The 16,316-nt window shown below is 66.4% G+C and carries 22 protein-coding genes; 2 read left to right on the top strand and 20 right to left on the bottom strand.

The window, feature by feature from the left end; translation table 11 throughout:
• From C8D95_RS05165 to C8D95_RS21935, 8 genes are all read right to left on the bottom strand, one after another.
• Positions 1-615, bottom strand: coding sequence for an NADH-quinone oxidoreductase subunit J (locus tag C8D95_RS05165; protein ID WP_109758108.1), 615 nt, complete (start codon positions 613-615; stop codon positions 1-3).
• Positions 612-1,019 carry a carboxymuconolactone decarboxylase family protein gene (locus tag C8D95_RS05160; protein ID WP_109758107.1) on the bottom strand — a complete coding sequence of 136 codons (408 nt, stop codon included), beginning with the start codon at positions 1,017-1,019 and terminating at the stop codon, positions 612-614. The genes C8D95_RS05165 and C8D95_RS05160 overlap by 4 nt, the downstream gene beginning before the upstream one ends.
• Positions 1,016-1,510: an NADH-quinone oxidoreductase subunit NuoI gene (nuoI, locus tag C8D95_RS05155; RefSeq protein WP_109758106.1), complete on the bottom strand. Its 495-nt coding sequence runs from the start codon at positions 1,508-1,510 to the stop codon at positions 1,016-1,018. Before nuoI ends, C8D95_RS05160 begins: the two co-directional genes overlap by 4 nt.
• Before the next feature lie 2 nt (positions 1,511-1,512).
• On the bottom strand, positions 1,513-2,550 hold the full coding sequence (gene nuoH / locus C8D95_RS05150; protein WP_109758105.1) for an NADH-quinone oxidoreductase subunit NuoH: 1,038 nt from the start codon (positions 2,548-2,550) through the stop codon (positions 1,513-1,515).
• Positions 2,551-2,659: 109 nt separating this feature from the next.
• Complete coding sequence (nuoG, locus tag C8D95_RS05145; protein ID WP_109758104.1) at positions 2,660-4,678, bottom strand: NADH-quinone oxidoreductase subunit NuoG; 2,019 nt, start codon at positions 4,676-4,678, stop codon at positions 2,660-2,662.
• Positions 4,679-4,723: 45 nt separating this feature from the next.
• On the bottom strand, positions 4,724-5,122 hold the full coding sequence (locus C8D95_RS05140) for a DUF5333 domain-containing protein (RefSeq protein ID WP_109758103.1): 399 nt from the start codon (positions 5,120-5,122) through the stop codon (positions 4,724-4,726).
• A 216-nt stretch (positions 5,123-5,338) separates the two neighbouring features.
• Positions 5,339-5,686 carry a hypothetical protein gene (locus tag C8D95_RS05135; protein WP_109758102.1) on the bottom strand — a complete coding sequence of 116 codons (348 nt, stop codon included), beginning with the start codon at positions 5,684-5,686 and terminating at the stop codon, positions 5,339-5,341.
• 12 nt (positions 5,687-5,698) lie between these two features.
• Positions 5,699-5,854 carry a hypothetical protein gene (locus C8D95_RS21935; protein WP_170121470.1) on the bottom strand — a complete coding sequence of 52 codons (156 nt, stop codon included), beginning with the start codon at positions 5,852-5,854 and terminating at the stop codon, positions 5,699-5,701.
• On the opposite strand from C8D95_RS21935, the gene C8D95_RS21680 reads away from it, so the two are divergent.
• Positions 5,853-6,035 carry a hypothetical protein gene (locus C8D95_RS21680; protein ID WP_146202980.1) on the top strand — a complete coding sequence of 61 codons (183 nt, stop codon included), beginning with the start codon at positions 5,853-5,855 and terminating at the stop codon, positions 6,033-6,035. The genes C8D95_RS21935 and C8D95_RS21680 overlap by 2 nt on opposite strands.
• 31 nt (positions 6,036-6,066) lie before the next feature.
• Here the strand turns inward: C8D95_RS21680 and C8D95_RS05130 are convergent, their stop codons facing one another.
• From C8D95_RS05130 to C8D95_RS05075, 12 genes are all read right to left on the bottom strand, one after another.
• Entirely contained in the window at positions 6,067-6,555 is a 489-nt protein-coding gene (locus C8D95_RS05130; RefSeq protein ID WP_109758101.1) for a DUF3291 domain-containing protein, read from the bottom strand.
• A complete protein-coding gene (locus C8D95_RS05125) occupies positions 6,552-6,923 on the bottom strand; it encodes a hypothetical protein (RefSeq protein WP_109758100.1) in 372 nt (123 codons plus the stop codon). Before C8D95_RS05125 ends, C8D95_RS05130 begins: the two co-directional genes overlap by 4 nt.
• 99 nt (positions 6,924-7,022) lie before the next feature.
• The gene (locus C8D95_RS22915) at positions 7,023-7,535 is read right to left on the bottom strand and encodes an EF-hand domain-containing protein (protein WP_420902629.1); all 513 of its coding nucleotides are present in this window, start codon (positions 7,533-7,535) and stop codon (positions 7,023-7,025) included.
• The gene (gene nuoF / locus C8D95_RS05115) at positions 7,423-8,724 is read right to left on the bottom strand and encodes an NADH-quinone oxidoreductase subunit NuoF (RefSeq protein ID WP_109758098.1); all 1,302 of its coding nucleotides are present in this window, start codon (positions 8,722-8,724) and stop codon (positions 7,423-7,425) included. The genes C8D95_RS22915 and nuoF overlap by 113 nt, the downstream gene beginning before the upstream one ends.
• 36 nt (positions 8,725-8,760) lie before the next feature.
• Positions 8,761-9,000 carry a DUF5337 domain-containing protein gene (locus C8D95_RS05110; RefSeq protein ID WP_420902630.1) on the bottom strand — a complete coding sequence of 80 codons (240 nt, stop codon included), beginning with the start codon at positions 8,998-9,000 and terminating at the stop codon, positions 8,761-8,763.
• Between the two features lie 87 nt (positions 9,001-9,087).
• Positions 9,088-9,897 carry a hypothetical protein gene (locus C8D95_RS22445; RefSeq protein WP_241239668.1) on the bottom strand — a complete coding sequence of 270 codons (810 nt, stop codon included), beginning with the start codon at positions 9,895-9,897 and terminating at the stop codon, positions 9,088-9,090.
• An 89-nt stretch (positions 9,898-9,986) separates the two neighbouring features.
• Complete coding sequence (locus C8D95_RS05100) at positions 9,987-11,327, bottom strand: NADH-quinone oxidoreductase subunit E (protein WP_109758096.1); 1,341 nt, start codon at positions 11,325-11,327, stop codon at positions 9,987-9,989.
• A gap of 79 nt (positions 11,328-11,406) precedes the next feature.
• A complete protein-coding gene (locus C8D95_RS05095; RefSeq protein WP_109758095.1) occupies positions 11,407-12,033 on the bottom strand; it encodes a hypothetical protein in 627 nt (208 codons plus the stop codon).
• Positions 12,034-12,102: 69 nt separating this feature from the next.
• Positions 12,103-13,311, bottom strand: a complete 1,209-nt coding sequence (locus tag C8D95_RS05090) for an NADH-quinone oxidoreductase subunit D (protein ID WP_109758094.1) — start codon at positions 13,309-13,311, stop codon at positions 12,103-12,105.
• Between the two features lie 4 nt (positions 13,312-13,315).
• Entirely contained in the window at positions 13,316-14,176 is an 861-nt protein-coding gene (locus C8D95_RS05085) for a sulfotransferase (RefSeq protein WP_126918577.1), read from the bottom strand.
• Positions 14,177-14,181: 5 nt separating this feature from the next.
• Positions 14,182-14,793 (bottom strand): NADH-quinone oxidoreductase subunit C, encoded by a 612-nt coding sequence (locus C8D95_RS05080; protein WP_109758093.1) that lies wholly within the window; start codon positions 14,791-14,793, stop codon positions 14,182-14,184.
• Positions 14,794-14,803: 10 nt separating this feature from the next.
• Entirely contained in the window at positions 14,804-15,337 is a 534-nt protein-coding gene (locus C8D95_RS05075; RefSeq protein ID WP_109758092.1) for a NuoB/complex I 20 kDa subunit family protein, read from the bottom strand.
• Positions 15,338-15,477: 140 nt separating this feature from the next.
• Here C8D95_RS05075 and C8D95_RS05070 point away from each other — a divergent pair, with 140 nt between their 5' ends.
• Positions 15,478-16,281, top strand: coding sequence for a DUF4198 domain-containing protein (locus C8D95_RS05070; protein WP_109758091.1), 804 nt, complete (start codon positions 15,478-15,480; stop codon positions 16,279-16,281).
• Positions 16,282-16,316: the final 35 nt, after the last annotated feature.

The raw sequence follows: 16,316 nt of genomic DNA, 5'->3' as shown, positions 1-16,316 counted from the left end.
TCAGAGCCCCTGTCCCGACTTCACGTCCTTGAGGACCATCGCCTTGGCCGGATCACGATACATCTGTTGCAGCACGTCCTGCCGCTTGACCCAGTCGCGGTGCCGCAGGGTCAAGACGATCGCGCCGACCATAGCCACGAGAAGGATCAGGCCGGCGAGCTGGAACAGCAGGAAATACTGGTCGTAGAGAACGCGCCCGAGGACATCGGTGTTGTGCCGACCCACCCCGATGATCGCATCGGGCGCCACGGCCATCGTGACCCCCTCGGCTGTGGTCCACACGCCGAAAGCCAGCGCCAGCTGCATCAGGATCACGACGCCGATCAGAAGTGCGAGCGGCATGTACTTGGCCATCTCGGCCTTCAGCTCGGCAAAATCCACGTCCAGCATCATCACCACGAAAAGGAACAGCACCGCGACGGCGCCGACGTAGACGATGACCAGCAGCATCGCCACGAACTCGGCCCCGAGCAGGACGAAAAGCCCCGCGGCCGAGAGAAAGGCCAGGATCAGCCACAGCACCGAATGGACCGGGTTTCGCGCGATCACGGTGAACAGCCCGCCGCCCACACAGGCGATCGCGAAGAGATAGAAGGCGAAGACCTGTGGCGTCATGCGTCGTCCTCCGGCCCGGTCTCCATGACCGAGCTTGCGAGCTCCATCGCCTTCGACATCGCGGGGACGCCCCCGAAGACGCCGACAAGGGCGATGGTCTCGGCGATTTCCTGTTTCGTGGCCCCCGCCTCCAGCGCGTGCCGGACCGTCAGCCGGATCTGCGCCTCGGCCTGGGCGCCGAGGATCGTCAGCGCGCCCAGGGTCAGCAGAAGCTTCGTCTTGGCGTCCAGGCCTTCGGGATTGAAGGTCTTGCCCATGACGGTTTCCATCATGTCCTTGGGCATCGTCGGCCAAAGCGCCTCGAACCCCTTGGGCGTAAAGGATTCAAGCGCCGGATTGACCGCCTTGGCCCACTCCTGGCTCATGCGCATCATCGCTTCGAAGGGGTTCTGCTGATCGGTCATCTGTACGGCGCGTCGATTTCGAGGTTGCGGGCGATCTCGGCTTCCCACCTGTCGCCGTTGGCGAGCAGCTTGGCCTTGTCGTAGAACAGCTCCTCCCGCGTCTCGGTCGAGAATTCGAAGTTCGGACCCTCGACGATGGCATCGACCGGACAGGCCTCCTGGCAGAAGCCGCAGTAGATGCACTTCGTCATGTCGATGTCATAGCGCGTCGTGCGTCGCGATCCGTCCTCGCGGGGTTCCGCGTCGATGGTGATGGCCTGCGCCGGGCAGATCGCCTCGCAGAGCTTGCAGGCGATGCAGCGTTCCTCGCCGTTCGGATAGCGGCGGAGCGCATGCTCACCCCGGAAACGCGGGGATAGCGGCCCCTTTTCGTGCGGGTAGTTCAGCGTCGCCTTCGGGCCGAAGAAATACTTCAGCCCCAGACCGAAGCCCTTGAGCACGTCGGTCAGAAGGAAGTAGCGCGTCGCCCTGTTCCAGTCGATGTTCGCCATTGTCAGACTCCCACGGTCCAGCGGGCCCAGGCGCCGCCAAGCACCTCGTAGCGGGCCAGGAACGCCACAAGCACGACCCAAGCCAGCGACAGCGGGAGGAACACCTTCCAGCCGATCCGCATGAGCTGGTCGTAGCGGTAGCGGGGCACGATCGCCTTCACCATGGCGAAGACGAAGAAGAAGAACGCCATCTTCAGCACCATCCACAGCGCGCCGTCGGGCAGGCCGGGGATGGGCGACAGCCAGCCGCCGAAGAACAGCAGCGTGGTCAGCGCGCACATCAGGAAGATCGCGATGTACTCGCCCGCCATGAACAGAAGGAACGGCGTTGACGAGTATTCCACCTGATACCCCGCGACGAGCTCGGACTCAGCTTCCGGCAGGTCGAAGGGCGGCCGGTTCGTCTCGGCCAGCGCCGAGATGAAGAACAGGAACACCATCGGGAAGTGCGGCAGCCAGTACCACGAGAAGAGGCCCCAGCCGCCGTCCTGCGCGCGCACGATGTCGCCGAAGTTCATCGAGCCGGTCGAGATGATGATGCCGACGATGATGAGGCCGATCGAGACCTCGTAGGAGATCATCTGCGCGGCGGAACGAAGGGATCCCAGGAACGGATACTTCGAGTTCGACGCCCAACCGCCCATGATCACGCCATAAACCTCGAGCGAGGACACGGCGAAGACATAGAGGATCGCGACGTTGAGGTTGGCAAGGACCCAGGTGTCCGAGAACGGGATCACGGCCCAGGCGATCATCGCCAGAACGAAGGACAGAAGCGGCGCCAGAAGGAACACGAAGCGGTCCGCTCCCGACGGGATCACGACCTCCTTCACGACGTACTTCAGCGCGTCCGCGACCGATTGCAGGATGCCCCAGGGACCGACGACGTTCGGGCCGCGCCGCATCTGCACCGCCGCCCAGATCTTGCGGTCACCGTAGACCAGGAACAGCAGGCTGATCATCACGAACGCGACGACCAGCAGCACCTGTGCCACGATGATGACGAGGATGCCGAGAGGCGTCGTCAGGAAATCGGCCATGAGTCCTCTTGTCCCATAGTACAGGGGCCGGTTTTTTGCCCGCCCCTTCTAAACATTATCTTCGCCGCGAGCGCCAGCCCCGACCGCTGCGCGTTAACCAATTAGGCCCCTATTCGGCAGCCAGCTTGCCCGCCGTCCGGGTCCGCATCATGCCCTGCAACTCGCCCATGAGGGGCGCCGCGCGCAGGACCGGGTTCGTCAGGTAATGCGCCTCGACGGACAGGCCGAAATCGCCGTGACCCGCGCCCTCGGCCTCGACCGGCTTCCACTCGTTCGCGGGCACGCTGTCGACGAAGCGCAGGTGCGGCACGTCCTTCAGGAGTGCCTGGCGAAGCTGCGCCAGGTTGTCGAAGGGCAGCGTGGCGCCCATCTCCGCCGAAAGGGCGCGCAGGATCGCCCAGTTCTCCTTCGCCTCGCCCGGCGGGAAGTTCGCGCGAAGGGCCAGTTGCGGGCGGCCTTCCGTGTTGACGAAAAGGCCGTTCTCCTCGGTCCAGGCGGCTGCCGGCAGGATGATGTCGGCGCGGTGCGCGCCCCTGTCGCCGTGGCTGCCCTGATAGATCACCGTCGGGCCCGCCGGGATCTCGACCTCGTCGGCGCCGAGCGAGTAGACCGCCGTCGCCCCATCGAGCGCGCCCTGCACGCCGCCCGCGGAAACCGCGCCCACGTCCAGCGCGCCCACGCGCGACGCGGCGGAATGCAGGACCAGGAATTTCGCGCCAGCCTTGTCGGCGACGCGCATCGCGTCCGCAAGAACGCCCTTGCCGCCGTCGAGCGTCAGTGCGCCCTGCCCCACGATCACGATGCTGGCGATGTCCTGATGGTCGTTGTGGTCCTCGTCGGCGAGCTTGGCCAGCGCTTCGCGCCCGGTGCCGACGTGGCTGTAAGGATAGCTCAGGTCCACAGGCTTGCCGACGAGCGTCACTTTCGCCCCGGCCAGCCAGGCCTTGCGGATGCGCGCGTTCAGAACCGGCGCTTCGTCGCGCGGGTTGGTTCCGATCAGCAGGATCGACTTGGCGCGGTCGATATCCTCGATCGCGGCCGTGCCGACGTAGGCCGAGCGGTTGCCGGCGGGCAGCTTGGCGCCGTCGGTGCGGCACTCGACCGACCCGCCCTGCCCTTCGACGAGTTGCTTCAGCGCATAGACCGCCTCGACCGGGGCCAGATCACCGACGAGGCCCGCGACCTTGCCGCCCTTCATGGCGGCGGCGGCAGCGGAAAGTGCCTCGGGCCAGGTCGCCGGACGCAGCTTGCCGTTCTCGCGGATGTACGGCCGGTCAAGCCGCTGGCGGCGCAGCCCGTCCCAGGCGAAGCGCGAGCGGTCGGACAGCCATTCCTCGTTCACGCCGTCGTTGTTGCGGGGCAGGATGCGCATGACCTCGCGCCCCTTCACGTCGATGCGGATGTTCGAGCCGAGGGCGTCCATCACGTCGATGGACTCGGTCTTGCGAAGTTCCCAGGGGCGCGCGGTATAGGCATAGGGCTTCGACGTCAGCGCGCCGACAGGGCAAAGGTCAATGATGTTGCCCTGCAACTCGGAATCGAGCGTCTGGTCCAGATAGGACGTGATCTCGGCGTCCTCGCCGCGCCCCGTCTGCCCCAACTCGGGCATCCCTGCGACCTCGGTGATGAAGCGCACGCAGCGCGTGCAGGAGATGCAGCGCGTCATCTGCGTGGCCACCAGCGGCCCTAGGTTCATGTTGTCGACGGCACGCTTCGGCTCGCGGTAGCGCGAGAAGTCGACGCCATAGGCCATCGCCTGGTCCTGAAGGTCGCATTCCCCGCCCTGGTCGCAGATCGGGCAATCGAGGGGGTGGTTGATGAGCAGAAACTCCATCACCCCTTCGCGGGCCTTCTTCACCATGGGAGAATTCGTCTTCACGACAGGCGGCTGGCCTTCAGGACCGGGACGCAAGTCCTTGACCTGCATGGCACAGGACGCAGTGGGCTTCGGCGGTCCGCCCACGACCTCGACAAGGCACATCCGGCAGTTGCCCGCGATCGACAGACGCTCGTGATAGCAGAAGCGGGGGATCTCGATACCCGCCTGCTCGGCCGCCTGGATCAGGGTCAGCGCGGGGTCGACCTCGATCTCGATTCCGTCGATGATGAGCTTCTTCAGGTCGGACATGGCCTCGGGTCCCTCGGGATGCCGCCGCCACTGTCCGGGCGGCCCTTACCTCGCCCGCAGGAGCTTCCCCGCGGCGCTGCCCTTGGCTATTTCTTCGAGGCCGACAGTGCAATAGCCTTCGGGGGATTTCGGGCTCGCGCCCCGTGCCGCAAGGTCCGCACGAATCCGTGTGCGCAGCTTTTCCTTCTCGGCCTTGTTGTCCTTCAGTTCATCGATCTGGGCGTCGGAATAGCCCTGATCCTTGGCGTACTGCTGCAGGGCGCGAAGGTAGCTGTAGGCGCGGATCAGCCGCGGCTGAATCGAGTCGCAGTTCTTCCTCACCTCGTCCGCCAGGCCGATGGCGTAGAAGCCGTTGAGGACGGTCGGATCCTTGTGCAAAGGCGCCAGCGCCTCGGCCGAGGTGCTGGTCGCGATGAACGCACAGGCAATCAGGGTACGATACATGGGTCTTCAACTCTCCTTCCGCCGGGGGTCCCGCAACCCGTTCGGCTGAGCGAGATATAATCCGGCATCCGCCTCTTGGGGAGGCCGGGTCACGCAAAACGGCGGATCCTCGCGGAGACGTGTGGATAAAGGAAGACTTGTCCCGTGATTTCAGAGACTTCCGGATCGCAAGAGATATGACAATTGTTTCGTCAGTTCACGCCGCCGGATGTCACCTCAGCGCGCCGTGCAGCGGGCGGCGAACACCAGGGCGTCGCCGTCCCGGGTGGCGGACCAGTCCCCGGTGGCGGGGTCGGTGACCCAGGCCGCGTCCGATCCGCCGAAGGTTTCCAGGCAATAGCGCGTCGCCTCGAAGCGGACGGACTCCCGCACCATGTCGACGGTGGCACCGGGCGCGTTGACCGAGATGCGCAGGTCGCGCGCGTCGTCGCCCTTTGCCAACCGCGCGCGGTACGGCAAGGCATCCGCAGCGACACCGCTTCCATTGAACCATCCGCGCACCACGCCGCAGCCCGGCAGCATCAGCACCGCGCAACAGAGGATCGCCACCTTCGACAAACGCATTCGTCGTGCCCTTCACCCGTCCAGAAGTCGCAGCAATGTGCCGACGTTCGTCCCGCTTCGCAACGCCTTGCGGGAATCTGCGCAGCTTTCCCGGTCGTTGTGTTCCTCTTGCGGCGGCTGGAGAAGCCAGTTCGACACGCCTCCGGCGCCCTTCCGGTCGCAGGCCATGGCGCAATTCCAGTCGAGGATGCTACGCCAGTGCGCCGCATTGATCCCGCGCTCCGAGAGTCTGGCCCAAGATGCGATGCAGGCGGCGTCGCAGGCCGCGAAGGGCTCGATGGACGCGGCCAAGTCCCGTCCCGACGATGCAAAGGCACAGGCAATTCCGCCGAAGAACGTGAACGTCTGAGAGGGTCCGGCCGGGCGTCCTGCCCAGCCCGCTATTCCGCAGCGACGCAGCCTTGCGTGCGCATGAGACCCTGTTCCCTCAGCCAGGACCACCCGAAGGCCTCGTCGCTGTCGCCCTGGACCTTCCGCCGCTCCAGCCGCTCGAGCGCTTCCTCCAGCGTGGGACGGTGACCCTCCGGCACCCACCACATGACGAAGTGCTGCTCGCCCAGGATCTCGAACCATTCCTGACGCCGGTCGTAGAACTGCTTGTGGATGGTCTTGAAGACAAAGGCTTCCAGCGTCTCGACGCTTTCCCAGACCGTCAGGTTCGACACGTACTGCGGATCGCCGTCGATCTTGGTCTCGGTGTTTCCGGTGCCCGGCTCGCCCGAACCCTCCATCATCCACACGAACCCCGGCATCCGCTTGCCGAGCCCGTTCACCCGGTCGAGATTCGCCATGAAGTCCGCCACGCGGGGATCGCCCGTGGGAGCGACGAGGCGTCCGACGTTCAATTCAGCGAGATGTCTGTCCGTCATTCCGCGTCACCCTTGTTTCCGGCCGAGACTACGGGCTCGCGCCGCGCCGCGCCAGCCTTCCGACGCCGGGTCGCGCGACGGGGTACGGCGGCTCTCGGCCACGGTTTCAGGGCGAGGATCAGCGCCATCAGAAGCGTCAGCACCAACGCCGTCGGCCCAAGCCTCTCTCCCCAGCCGTAGGCCCAGTGCCCCGGCTCGATCTTCGCCGCCTCGTCCCAAGCAAAATGCCCCGCCGCCACCGCGTTGAGCGCGACGTTCGCGGCAAGCGCGAAGTCCCACCACGCCCCATGACCGGCCAGCCGGTAGTAGCGCCAGAGCAGAAGCGGCGGCGCGAGCGCGTAGAGCGTGACGAGTAGAACTGCATTCATTCGACAGATGTAGGACGTAAGCCAGCGCTATCCCATGACAGGCGTTTGGGCGTCGCTTCGCATCGGACGCCTCACTCGAAAATTAGCGAACCGCCGCTCTCAGTGGCGCGACTGCGGCGCCTCGCAAATCCCCGTGAGCGCCTCTACATAGGTCTCCCGCTCGATTGGGCCGCTTGTTGGAGAATCTCCTAGAATCGCCCACTCCTCGGGCAGTTCATCTTCTGTCACGCGACCGTTGGCGTCCGCATCGTATAGTGCGAGGCCAACGATATTTGCCATGGGGCCCACGCTGCCTGTTTCGGGTCCGGCTCCTGACCTCGTGTCCAACAGGTCCGCAAACCACTCCGAGCGATCGAGGCTGCCGGACCCATTCAGATCGAGCGTGTCAAAGCGGTCCGAGATAAGGCTCCGGCAGTCCGCGAGAGCGGGAGCGGCAGAAACGAAAAGCCCGAGGCTCAAGATCGCCGCCGCCGCGCACGTCGTCTGAGACAACGTCACGTTACTCCGCCGCGACCGCCGCGCTGATCCGCCCGGCCTGCGTCGCCTTGATGCGGTCCTCGATCTCGCCCCGGAAGTGACGGACGAGCCCCTGGATCGGCCAGGCGGCCGCATCGCCGAGCGCGCAGATCGTGTGGCCCTCGACCTGCTTCGTGACGTCGAGAAGCATGTCGATCTCCTCGACCTCCGCCTCGCCGCGCACCAGCCGGTCCATGACGCGCATCATCCAGCCGGTGCCTTCGCGGCAGGGCGTGCACTGGCCGCAGCTTTCGTGCTTGTAGAATTTCGACAGCCGCCAGATCGCCTTGATGATGTCGGTGGAGTTGTCCATCACGATGACGGCGGCGGTTCCGAGACCCGACTTCTGCTCGCGCAGCCAGTCGAAGTCCATGATCGCCTCGTCCTTCATGATCTTGCCCGGCAGGCAGGGCACCGACGATCCGCCAGGGATCACGGCCTTGAGGTTCTTCCAGCCGCCCCGGATGCCGCCACAGTGCTTCTCGATCAGCTCCTGAAAGCTGATCGACATGGCCTCCTCGACGACACAGGGGTTCTCGACGTGGCCCGAGATCGCGAAAAGCTTGGTGCCGGCGTTGTTCGGCCGCCCGAAGCCCGCGAACCACTCGGCCCCGCGCCGCAGGATCGTCGGCGCAACTGCGATCGACTCGACGTTGTTGACCGTCGTCGGGCAGCCGTAAAGTCCCGCTCCGGCGGGGAACGGCGGCTTCATGCGCGGCATTCCCTTCCGGCCCTCGAGGCTTTCCAGAAGCGCCGTTTCCTCGCCGCAGATATAGGCGCCCGCGCCGTGGTGCAGGTAGAGATCGAAATCCCAGCCCGAGCCTGCGGCATTCGCGCCCAGAAGTCCGTCGTCGTAGCACTCGTCGATGGCGCGCTGAAGCGTCTCGCGCTCGCGGATGTATTCGCCGCGGATGTAGATGTAGCAGGCGTGCGCCCCCATCGCGAAGGACGCAATCAGGCAACCTTCGATCAGCGTGTGCGGATCATGGCGCATGATCTCGCGGTCCTTGCAGGTGCCCGGCTCGGACTCGTCGGCGTTGACGACCAGATAGCTGGGCCGACCGTCGCTTTCCTTGGGCATGAAGGACCATTTCAGACCCGTCGGAAAGCCCGCGCCGCCGCGACCGCGCAGGCCGCTGGCCTTCATCTGGTCGACGATCCAGTCGCGCCCCTTCGCAAGGATGCCGGCCGTGCCGTCCCAGTGCCCGCGCGCCTTCGCGCCGGCGAGGGAGCGGTCGTGCATCCCGTAGATATTCGTGAAGATACGGTCCTTGTCGTCCAGCATCAGTCTATCCCGTCTGCGCGAGCCAGAGGCCCGCGTTCACTCGTTCGTCCGGCCGCGTCGCCAGATTTGCCATGTCACGATCAGCGCCCAGAGAAAACCCGCAAGCGCGAAAAGGTCGACGAGGAAGACATAGCGTTCCGGAAGGCCAAGCTTGCCGCCAAGCCATTGGGCCGCCATCCACAGGATCATGGTCCCCGCGATGACAAGCGAGACAACCCGCGCCTGACGCGCAAGAGTCCTGTCTGTGCCCGGGTCCTCGGCCATCCCTGGTTCCATGTCGACGCGTCCCGAGTGCTATACTGCCGCGCCATGCACCGGCGCAACACGGGTTTTCCGGTCCAACGGGACGGCCCTCGCCCTCGCCTAGTAGACCCCGCCCTTGTCGACGCGCTTCGAAAAGTCGGTTTCGCCGCCATCGGCCAGCATCCGCGCCTGGCTGACCCACTTGTCCCGCGTCACCCGGCCCTTGAAGCCCTCGAGATTGTGATCGACCCAGGCGATTTCCGACGCCGACCAGTTGCCGATCTGCTCGAAGTGCCAGAAGCCGAGGCTGTTCAGCAGCTTCTCGAGCTTCGGGCCCACACCCTTGATGCGCTTGAGGTCGTCGGCCTCCCCACCCCGCGGCGCGTCGAGTCCCGAGGGCCGCTCGCCGGGTCCTGCGGTGTCTGCCATGGCTTCGCTCGTCTCGTGCGCGGCGGGTTCGGGCTCTATGGCCGCCGGCGCCGGGTCCGGGACGGGTGCAGGGTCGGGATCGGGCATCGGCGCGGGGTCGGGATCGGGGATGGGCGCAGGGTCGGGTGGTGGCACCGGGGCGGGCTTCGGATCGGGGCTGGCAGCCGCGCCCGATGGCGAAGACGCCGTTTCGACCGATGCCGGCTCGTCCGCCGGCTCGGTATGCGCGACGACGCCCTCGGGTCCCGGAGAGGGTTTCGGCGCCGAGGCCGGCTCCGGCGCGACGGTGCCTTCGGGCGCGGCGGTGTTGCCCAGGGCGGGCATGCCATGGAACCAGAGCCAGATCACGACGGTCGACAGGAGTGCGATCAACAGGGCGATGAAGAAGGCCGCGATGAAGCCGTAATCCCCCGGCCAGAACAGCACGATGAAGCTGACCAGGAACAGGCCGATCCCTGCGCCCCAGACTACTGAATTCGAAGCCTTCTCATGTCCCGACATGACGTCCCCCCTGTTGGTGGCCGTTCCAGACTGCACAACGAGGGACACGGATCAAGGGAAAGACGGGTCGACGGATCGATTCCGCCTTGTCAGACCTCGCCCCTGTCCGCCCGCTTCGAGAACTCCGTCTCGCCGCCGTCCGCGAGGATCCGCGCCTGGCTGACCCAGTCGTCGCGCGTGACCCGGCCCTTGAACCCTTCGAGGTTCCGGTCGACCCAGGTGATCTCTTCCCCGGTCCAGGCGGCGATCTGGTCGAAGTGCCAGAAGCCCAACCGGTTCAGCAGCGCCTCGAGCTTCGGCCCCACGCCCCGGATGCGCTTGAGGTCGTCCGCTCCGCCCTCCCGCGCCTCGGTCAGGCCCCCGGGCCTGACGCCCGGTCCGGTGTCTTCGGCGCCCTCGCCGTCCGGCGTGGCGTCGTAGCCGACGGAACGCCCGGTCAGAGCTTCCTCGGGCGGCACAGCGCCGGTCTGGTCCACCGTATCGTCGGGCTCGGCCGGCGTGTCACCTCTCGGCGCGATGTCGCCCTGCACGCCTCGGGGCGTCACGTCCGACGGTGTCGGCTCGACCTCGGCATCGGCCGAGGAACCCGCGGTGTGCTCGGGCTTGCCGATGGACTGGTCGCCGCCCCCCTGGCCTTCGACCTCTGACACACCGTCCGAGGCGTCGCCGCGCAGCCGCGCCTCGCTGTCGCTCGGACGCTCGGGATCGTCCTGCTCGGCCGGGTCGCTCAGCCACGGCGTCACGAGCGGCACTTCGGTGCCGTCGATGCGCTTGAGCGTGTCGCCGATGTCGACCGCAAGCTGGACGCTGGCGTTGTACTGCCTGCGCCCGCTCTCGAACTCCTTGAGGCTTGTGAGGCCGGCTTTCGGTTCGGCAGCGAAGCGTCCGTTCTGGGGACCCGGAACCGGGACGCGGCCTTCGGACATCTCGTCGAGAATCTCTGCAAAGCGCTCGGCGGTCAGGTCCTCGTAGTAATCCTTGCCGATCTGCGCCATCGGTGCGTTGGCGCAGGCGCCAAGGCATTCGACCTCTTCCCAGGTGAACTTGCCGTCGCCGGACAGGACATGGGCCTTGGGCGCGATTTTCTCGCGGCAGACCGCCATCAGGTCCTCGGCCCCGCAGATCATGCAGGACGTCGTGCCGCAGACCTGGACGTGCGCGATGCTGCCGGTCGGAGTGAGTTGGAACATGAAGTAGAAGGTCGCGACCTCGAGGACGCGGATATAGGCCATGTCGAGCATCGCCGCGACGCGTTCCATCGCCGGACGCGACAGCCAGCCCTCCTGCTCCTGCGCCCGCCACAGAAGCGGGATCACGGCGCTCGCCTGGCGGCCCTCGGGATATTTTGTGATCTGCGCCTCGGCCCAGGCCAGGTTGGCGGGCGTAAAGGCGAAGCTGTCGGGCTGCTCGGGATGCAGGCGGCGGAGCATGGGCGTTCCCCGTTGTTCGGTTCCGCCTGTCTCTCGCCCAGACGGGCGCGGGATTCAAGTGCCCAAGGGACGCGCCCTATCAGCGCGAGGCGGTCTCGCCGCCGCAAAGGGGCGGCGCCAGCGTGCCGCTCAGCGAACCGATCTCGAGAGCGCCCTGCGCCTGCATCGGCGCGAGGATCGCCTGAAGCTGCGGCTCGCCCAAGTCGGGAAGCGCGGTGAGGATGTCCTCTTCCGACAAGGTGCAGCCCGCGTCCGAGAAGGCCTGCAGCACTTGGTCGCGATAGCTGGCCTCGGGCTGCGGCGGCGGGCACAGAGAGGCAGGAATGCTCATGCGTCCGTCCGACGACTGCGTGCCCAGCCCCGAGACCTCGAGATCGGTGAACACGCGCCGCGCGGCCTCGAACGAGATGCCGAGGGGCGCGAGCGTCGGCGCCACGTCCGCGGGCGCGATGACGCAGCCCCGTGCGGCCAGTGCGGTGAAGATCATCCTTGCCTCGGGGTCCGCGAGGATCTCCTCGGCCGTCTTCGCCTCGCCACCGAGCGGGACGGTCGGCGTCGTGGCCCCGAGCGTCGGATAGTCGCCGATCGGCCTGCGGTCGCCCATAAGGCCGGGCCCCCGGTCGGACGGCAGCGGCGTCGGATCGGCCTCCTGCGCCAAGGCCGCGCCCGCAGCGCAGAGGCAGAAGATGATGGCCGGTATCCGCATGATGTCCCCTCTGCTCACGGGCGTAGAGTTACCCCGTTCAACGAGGATGTCACGCGCCTTCGACGGGCCTCAGCGGTCCACTTCGCCGAACACGATGTCCATCGTGCCGATGATCGCGGCCACGTCCGCCAGCATGTGCCCATGCGCGAGGTGGTCAATGGCCTGAAGGTGTGGATAGCCCGGCGCGCGCAGCTTGGCGCGGTAAGGCTTGTTGCTGCCGTCCGCGACCAGGTAGACGCCGAACTCGCCCTTTGGCGCCTCGACCGCGCAATAGACCTCGCCCGCAGGGACGTGGAAGCCCTCGGTATAGAGCTTGAAGTGGTGGATCAGCGCTTCCATCGAGGTCTTCATGTCGGCGCGCTTCGGCGGGGTGATCTTGCCGTACGCGAGGATCGGCCCCGGCTCGGCCTTCAGCTTGGCGCAGGCCTGGCGGATGATGTTCACGCTCTCGCGCATCTCGGCCATCCGGCAGAGATAGCGGTCGTAGCAGTCGCCGTTGGTCCCGACCGGAATCTGGAACTCGAACTCGTCGTAGCATTCGTAGGGCTGCGACCGGCGCAGGTCCCAGGCCATGCCCGAGCCGCGCACCATGACGCCCGAGAACGCCCACTCCAGCGCTTCCTCCTCGGACACCACGCAGATGTCGACGTTGCGTTGCTTGAAGATGCGGTTGTCGGTCAAGAGGTTGTCGATGTCGTCGAGGTGCTTCGGAAACTCGACCGCCCACTGGTCGATATCGTCGACGAGTTGAGGCGGCAGGTCCTGGTGAACGCCGCCCGGCCGGAAGTAGGCCGAATGAAGCCGTGCCCCGCTGGCGCGCTCATAGAAGACCATCAGCTTCTCGCGCTCTTCGAAGCCCCAGAGCGGAGGGGTCAGCGCGCCCACGTCCATCGCCTGCGTCGTTACGTTCAGAAGGTGGTTCAGTACCCGCCCGATCTCGGAATAGAGAACGCGGATCAGGCTTGCGCGGCGCGGCACTTCGACCTTTGTCAGCTTCTCGATGGCGAGGCACCAGGCGTGTTCCTGGTTCATCGGCGCGACGTAGTCGAGACGGTCGAAATAGGGCAGGTTCTGAAGGTAGGTCCGGCTTTCCATCAGCTTCTCGGTGCCCCGGTGCAGAAGCCCGATGTGCGGGTCGCACCGCTCGACGATCTCGCCGTCAAGCTCGAGGACCAGCCGCAGCACGCCGTGCGCCGCCGGGTGCTGGGGCCCGAAGTTGATGTTGAAGTTCCGGATCTTCTGCTCGCCCGTCTGGGCGTCCTCGAACGTGCCGTCCATGATCCTATCCTTCTGGCCGCCACGCCCCGGGCATCCGGCCCAGCACGCGTTCCGCGGTCTCGTATTGGGGGGCGAGCCAGCGTGCCGCCGCGCGCCGCTGCTGCCGCGTGATCTCCAAAGGCTGTCCCCGGTGAACGGGGACGGGGTCCGCCGCCATAGGCGCGATCCCGAGGAAGGCGCAGATGCGCAAAAGCCCCTCGCCCGCCACCATCTCCTCGAACACCTCCGACAGCCAGCGCCCGCCCGGCACCGCCGCCGCCAGCCGCTTCAGGGTGCCCGCGTAGTCCGAACGCCGCGCGATCTGGTCTTCCTCGCCCGCGATGGTGCGGTCGAGGATGCGGGCGCAGCGCTGGCGCGTCACCGTGCCGTCGGGATCGCGCCGCGCCGCAATCATGCGGACGTGGCTCCACAGTCGGTCGACCGGATCGCGCATCAGGAACAGGACGCGGACGTCCCGAGCCACCGTCGCCATCTCGCGCAGCCGCCGCTCAGGCAAAAGCGCATAGGCCGGCGTCATGTCGCCCACCACCTGTCCGTCCCTCGCGCCGTGGCCGAGATACTCGAGATAGCCCGTCGGATCTGCGCCGCCACGCTCCAGCACGTCCATCCAGGCCGCGCGGTCAGCGAGACGCCGCGCCTGGTCCGCGTCGGGAGCCTGCCCCGCCGACGCGAGCCGCGTCAGAAGCGCCTCGTGTTCGGCACGGTGCTTCTTCAGCTCTCGCGAAAGGCGCCCGCCCTCGACGGCGTCGAACCAGTGAAGCTCCTTGATCGAGCGCATGTGGCAGTCGGGGTGCGCGGAAAGCTGGCGGTGCAGCCAGTCCGTTCCCGCCTTCGCCGCGCCGATGCAGAGGAACACCACGTTCATCGGCCTCAGCCCTTCGCCCCGGCCGCCTTGTCGTCGCCCGGCAGGATGTATTCGGCCCCCTCCCAGGGCGACATGAAGTCGAACTGCCGGTACTCCTGCACCAGCTTGACGGGCTCGTAGACCACGCGTTTCTGCACGTCGTCGTAGCGGACCTCGGTATAGCCCGTGGTCGGGAAATCCTTGCGCAGCGGATAACCCCGGAAGCCGTAATCGGTGAGAATGCGCCTGAGGTCGGGGTGCCCCGAGAACAGGATCCCGAACATGTCGAAAATCTCGCGTTCGTACCAGTTGGCCGAGGGATGAACCCCCACGATCGAGGCCAGAGTTTCGTCCTCGCGGACCGATACCTTCACGCGGATCCGGTGGTTCTGGTACATCGAGAGGAAATGATAGACCACGTCGAAGCGCACCTCGCGCTCGGGCCAGTCGACGGCGGTGATGTCGATCAGAGTCGAGAACCGGCCGTTCGGATCGGTCTTCAGGAAGTCCACGAAATCCGCCAGAGAGGCATTCGCCACCGTCAGCGTCAATTCGCCATGCGCGATCTCGGAGGACAGCACGCAGTCCGAGCGCTTGGCTTCGATGTGGGCGGCGAGTTCCTGAAGGGCTTCGGACATGGCTGTCTCCTCAGCGCGTGATGGTGCCGGTGCGGCGGATCTTCCGCTGAAGCTGGAGGATGCCGTAAAGCAGCGCCTCGGCGGTCGGCGGGCATCCGGGGACATAGATGTCCACCGGCACGATGCGGTCGCAGCCGCGCACGACGCTGTAGCTGTAGTGATAATAGCCGCCGCCGTTGGCGCAGGATCCCATCGAGATCACGTAGCGCGGCTCGGGCATCTGGTCGTAGACCTTGCGCAGCGCAGGCGCCATCTTGTTGGTCAGCGTGCCGGCCACGATCATCAGGTCCGACTGCCGGGGGGAAGCGCGCGGCGCGGTCCCGAAACGCTCGAGGTCATAACGCGGCATCGAGGTGTGCATCATCTCGACGGCGCAGCAGGCCAGCCCGAAGGTCATCCAGTGCAGGCTGCCGGTGCGCGCCCAGTTGATGATGTCGTCGGTCGACGTGACGAGGAAGCCCTTGTCCTGCAACTCGCGGTTCAGCGTGGTCGTCGCGACCTCGCGGTCAGGGCCCGCATCGTTGGTGTTGAGCGCAACGGACATGGAAAACTCCGGTCTTTCGGGCTGTCGGGTTCATCTAACCCCTCACCCCCAGAGCGTCAACGCGACACCTGCCCGGGAGGGATGAAACTTCCGCGAGGAGGACGCGTGACTCTCCGGACAGACGCGCTAGGAACCCTCTGATGTTCAAGACGACTCTTGCCGTGGCGCTCGTCGCGGTCCTTCCCCTGTCTTCTGCCGCGCACGAGTTCTGGATCGACCCTCAGGATCCCGGCCCGAACGCCGGCGACACATTGGTCGCTGACTTCCGCGTGGGCGACCTTCTCGCCGGATCGTCCCTGCCCTGGCTCGATACGATGGTGGCCGAGGCTCTCCACCACCCGCCGGAGGGGCCGCCTGTTCCCCTCTCCTCTCTCCTCGGCGACAGGCCTGCGCTGAGCGTCGATCTGACCACCGAGGGGCTGCATCGCATCACGACCGTCACCCACCCGGCCTACGTCACCTTCGATTCCCTCGCGGCTTTCGAAGAGTATCTGGACTACGAGGGGCTGGACCTGAAGCCGGACGATCATGTCGCGCGAGGGCCCGCTCCCATGGCAATCTCGGAGGAGTACATCCGCAACGCCCGTACTCTCGTCTCCGCAGGCACGCTGGAAAGAGGCAGCGCAGACACACCGACCGGCCTCGAGCACGAGTTGGTCGTGACCGGGCATCCCTTCGAGCCGGGTGCGGAGTGGGTCGAAGTGACGCTGCTGTGGCAGGGCCGCCCGGTTCCGGATGCGTCGGTGGCCCTGATCCGGGCTCTCCCCGGACAAGAGGGCACACGGCGCATCTTGCGGACCGATGCGAGAGGCGCAGTCACCGTCCCGCTCGGCGGGCCAGGGGGGTATCTGCTCAACGCAGTGCGAATCGTGCCGGTCGATGGTCCCGGCGCCGTGCGACGGCGAAGCCACTGGGCCTCGCTCTTCTTCGAACTCTCGCGATAGATACGGCCCGGCGCAGGGCCGGGCCGCTTGATCGT

This window comes from Silicimonas algicola, assembly GCF_003148765.1.
Lineage (GTDB): Bacteria > Pseudomonadota > Alphaproteobacteria > Rhodobacterales > Rhodobacteraceae > Silicimonas > Silicimonas algicola.
Note: the sequence above shows the minus strand (reverse complement) of the source record. Positions and strands in the feature narration are given on the sequence as shown.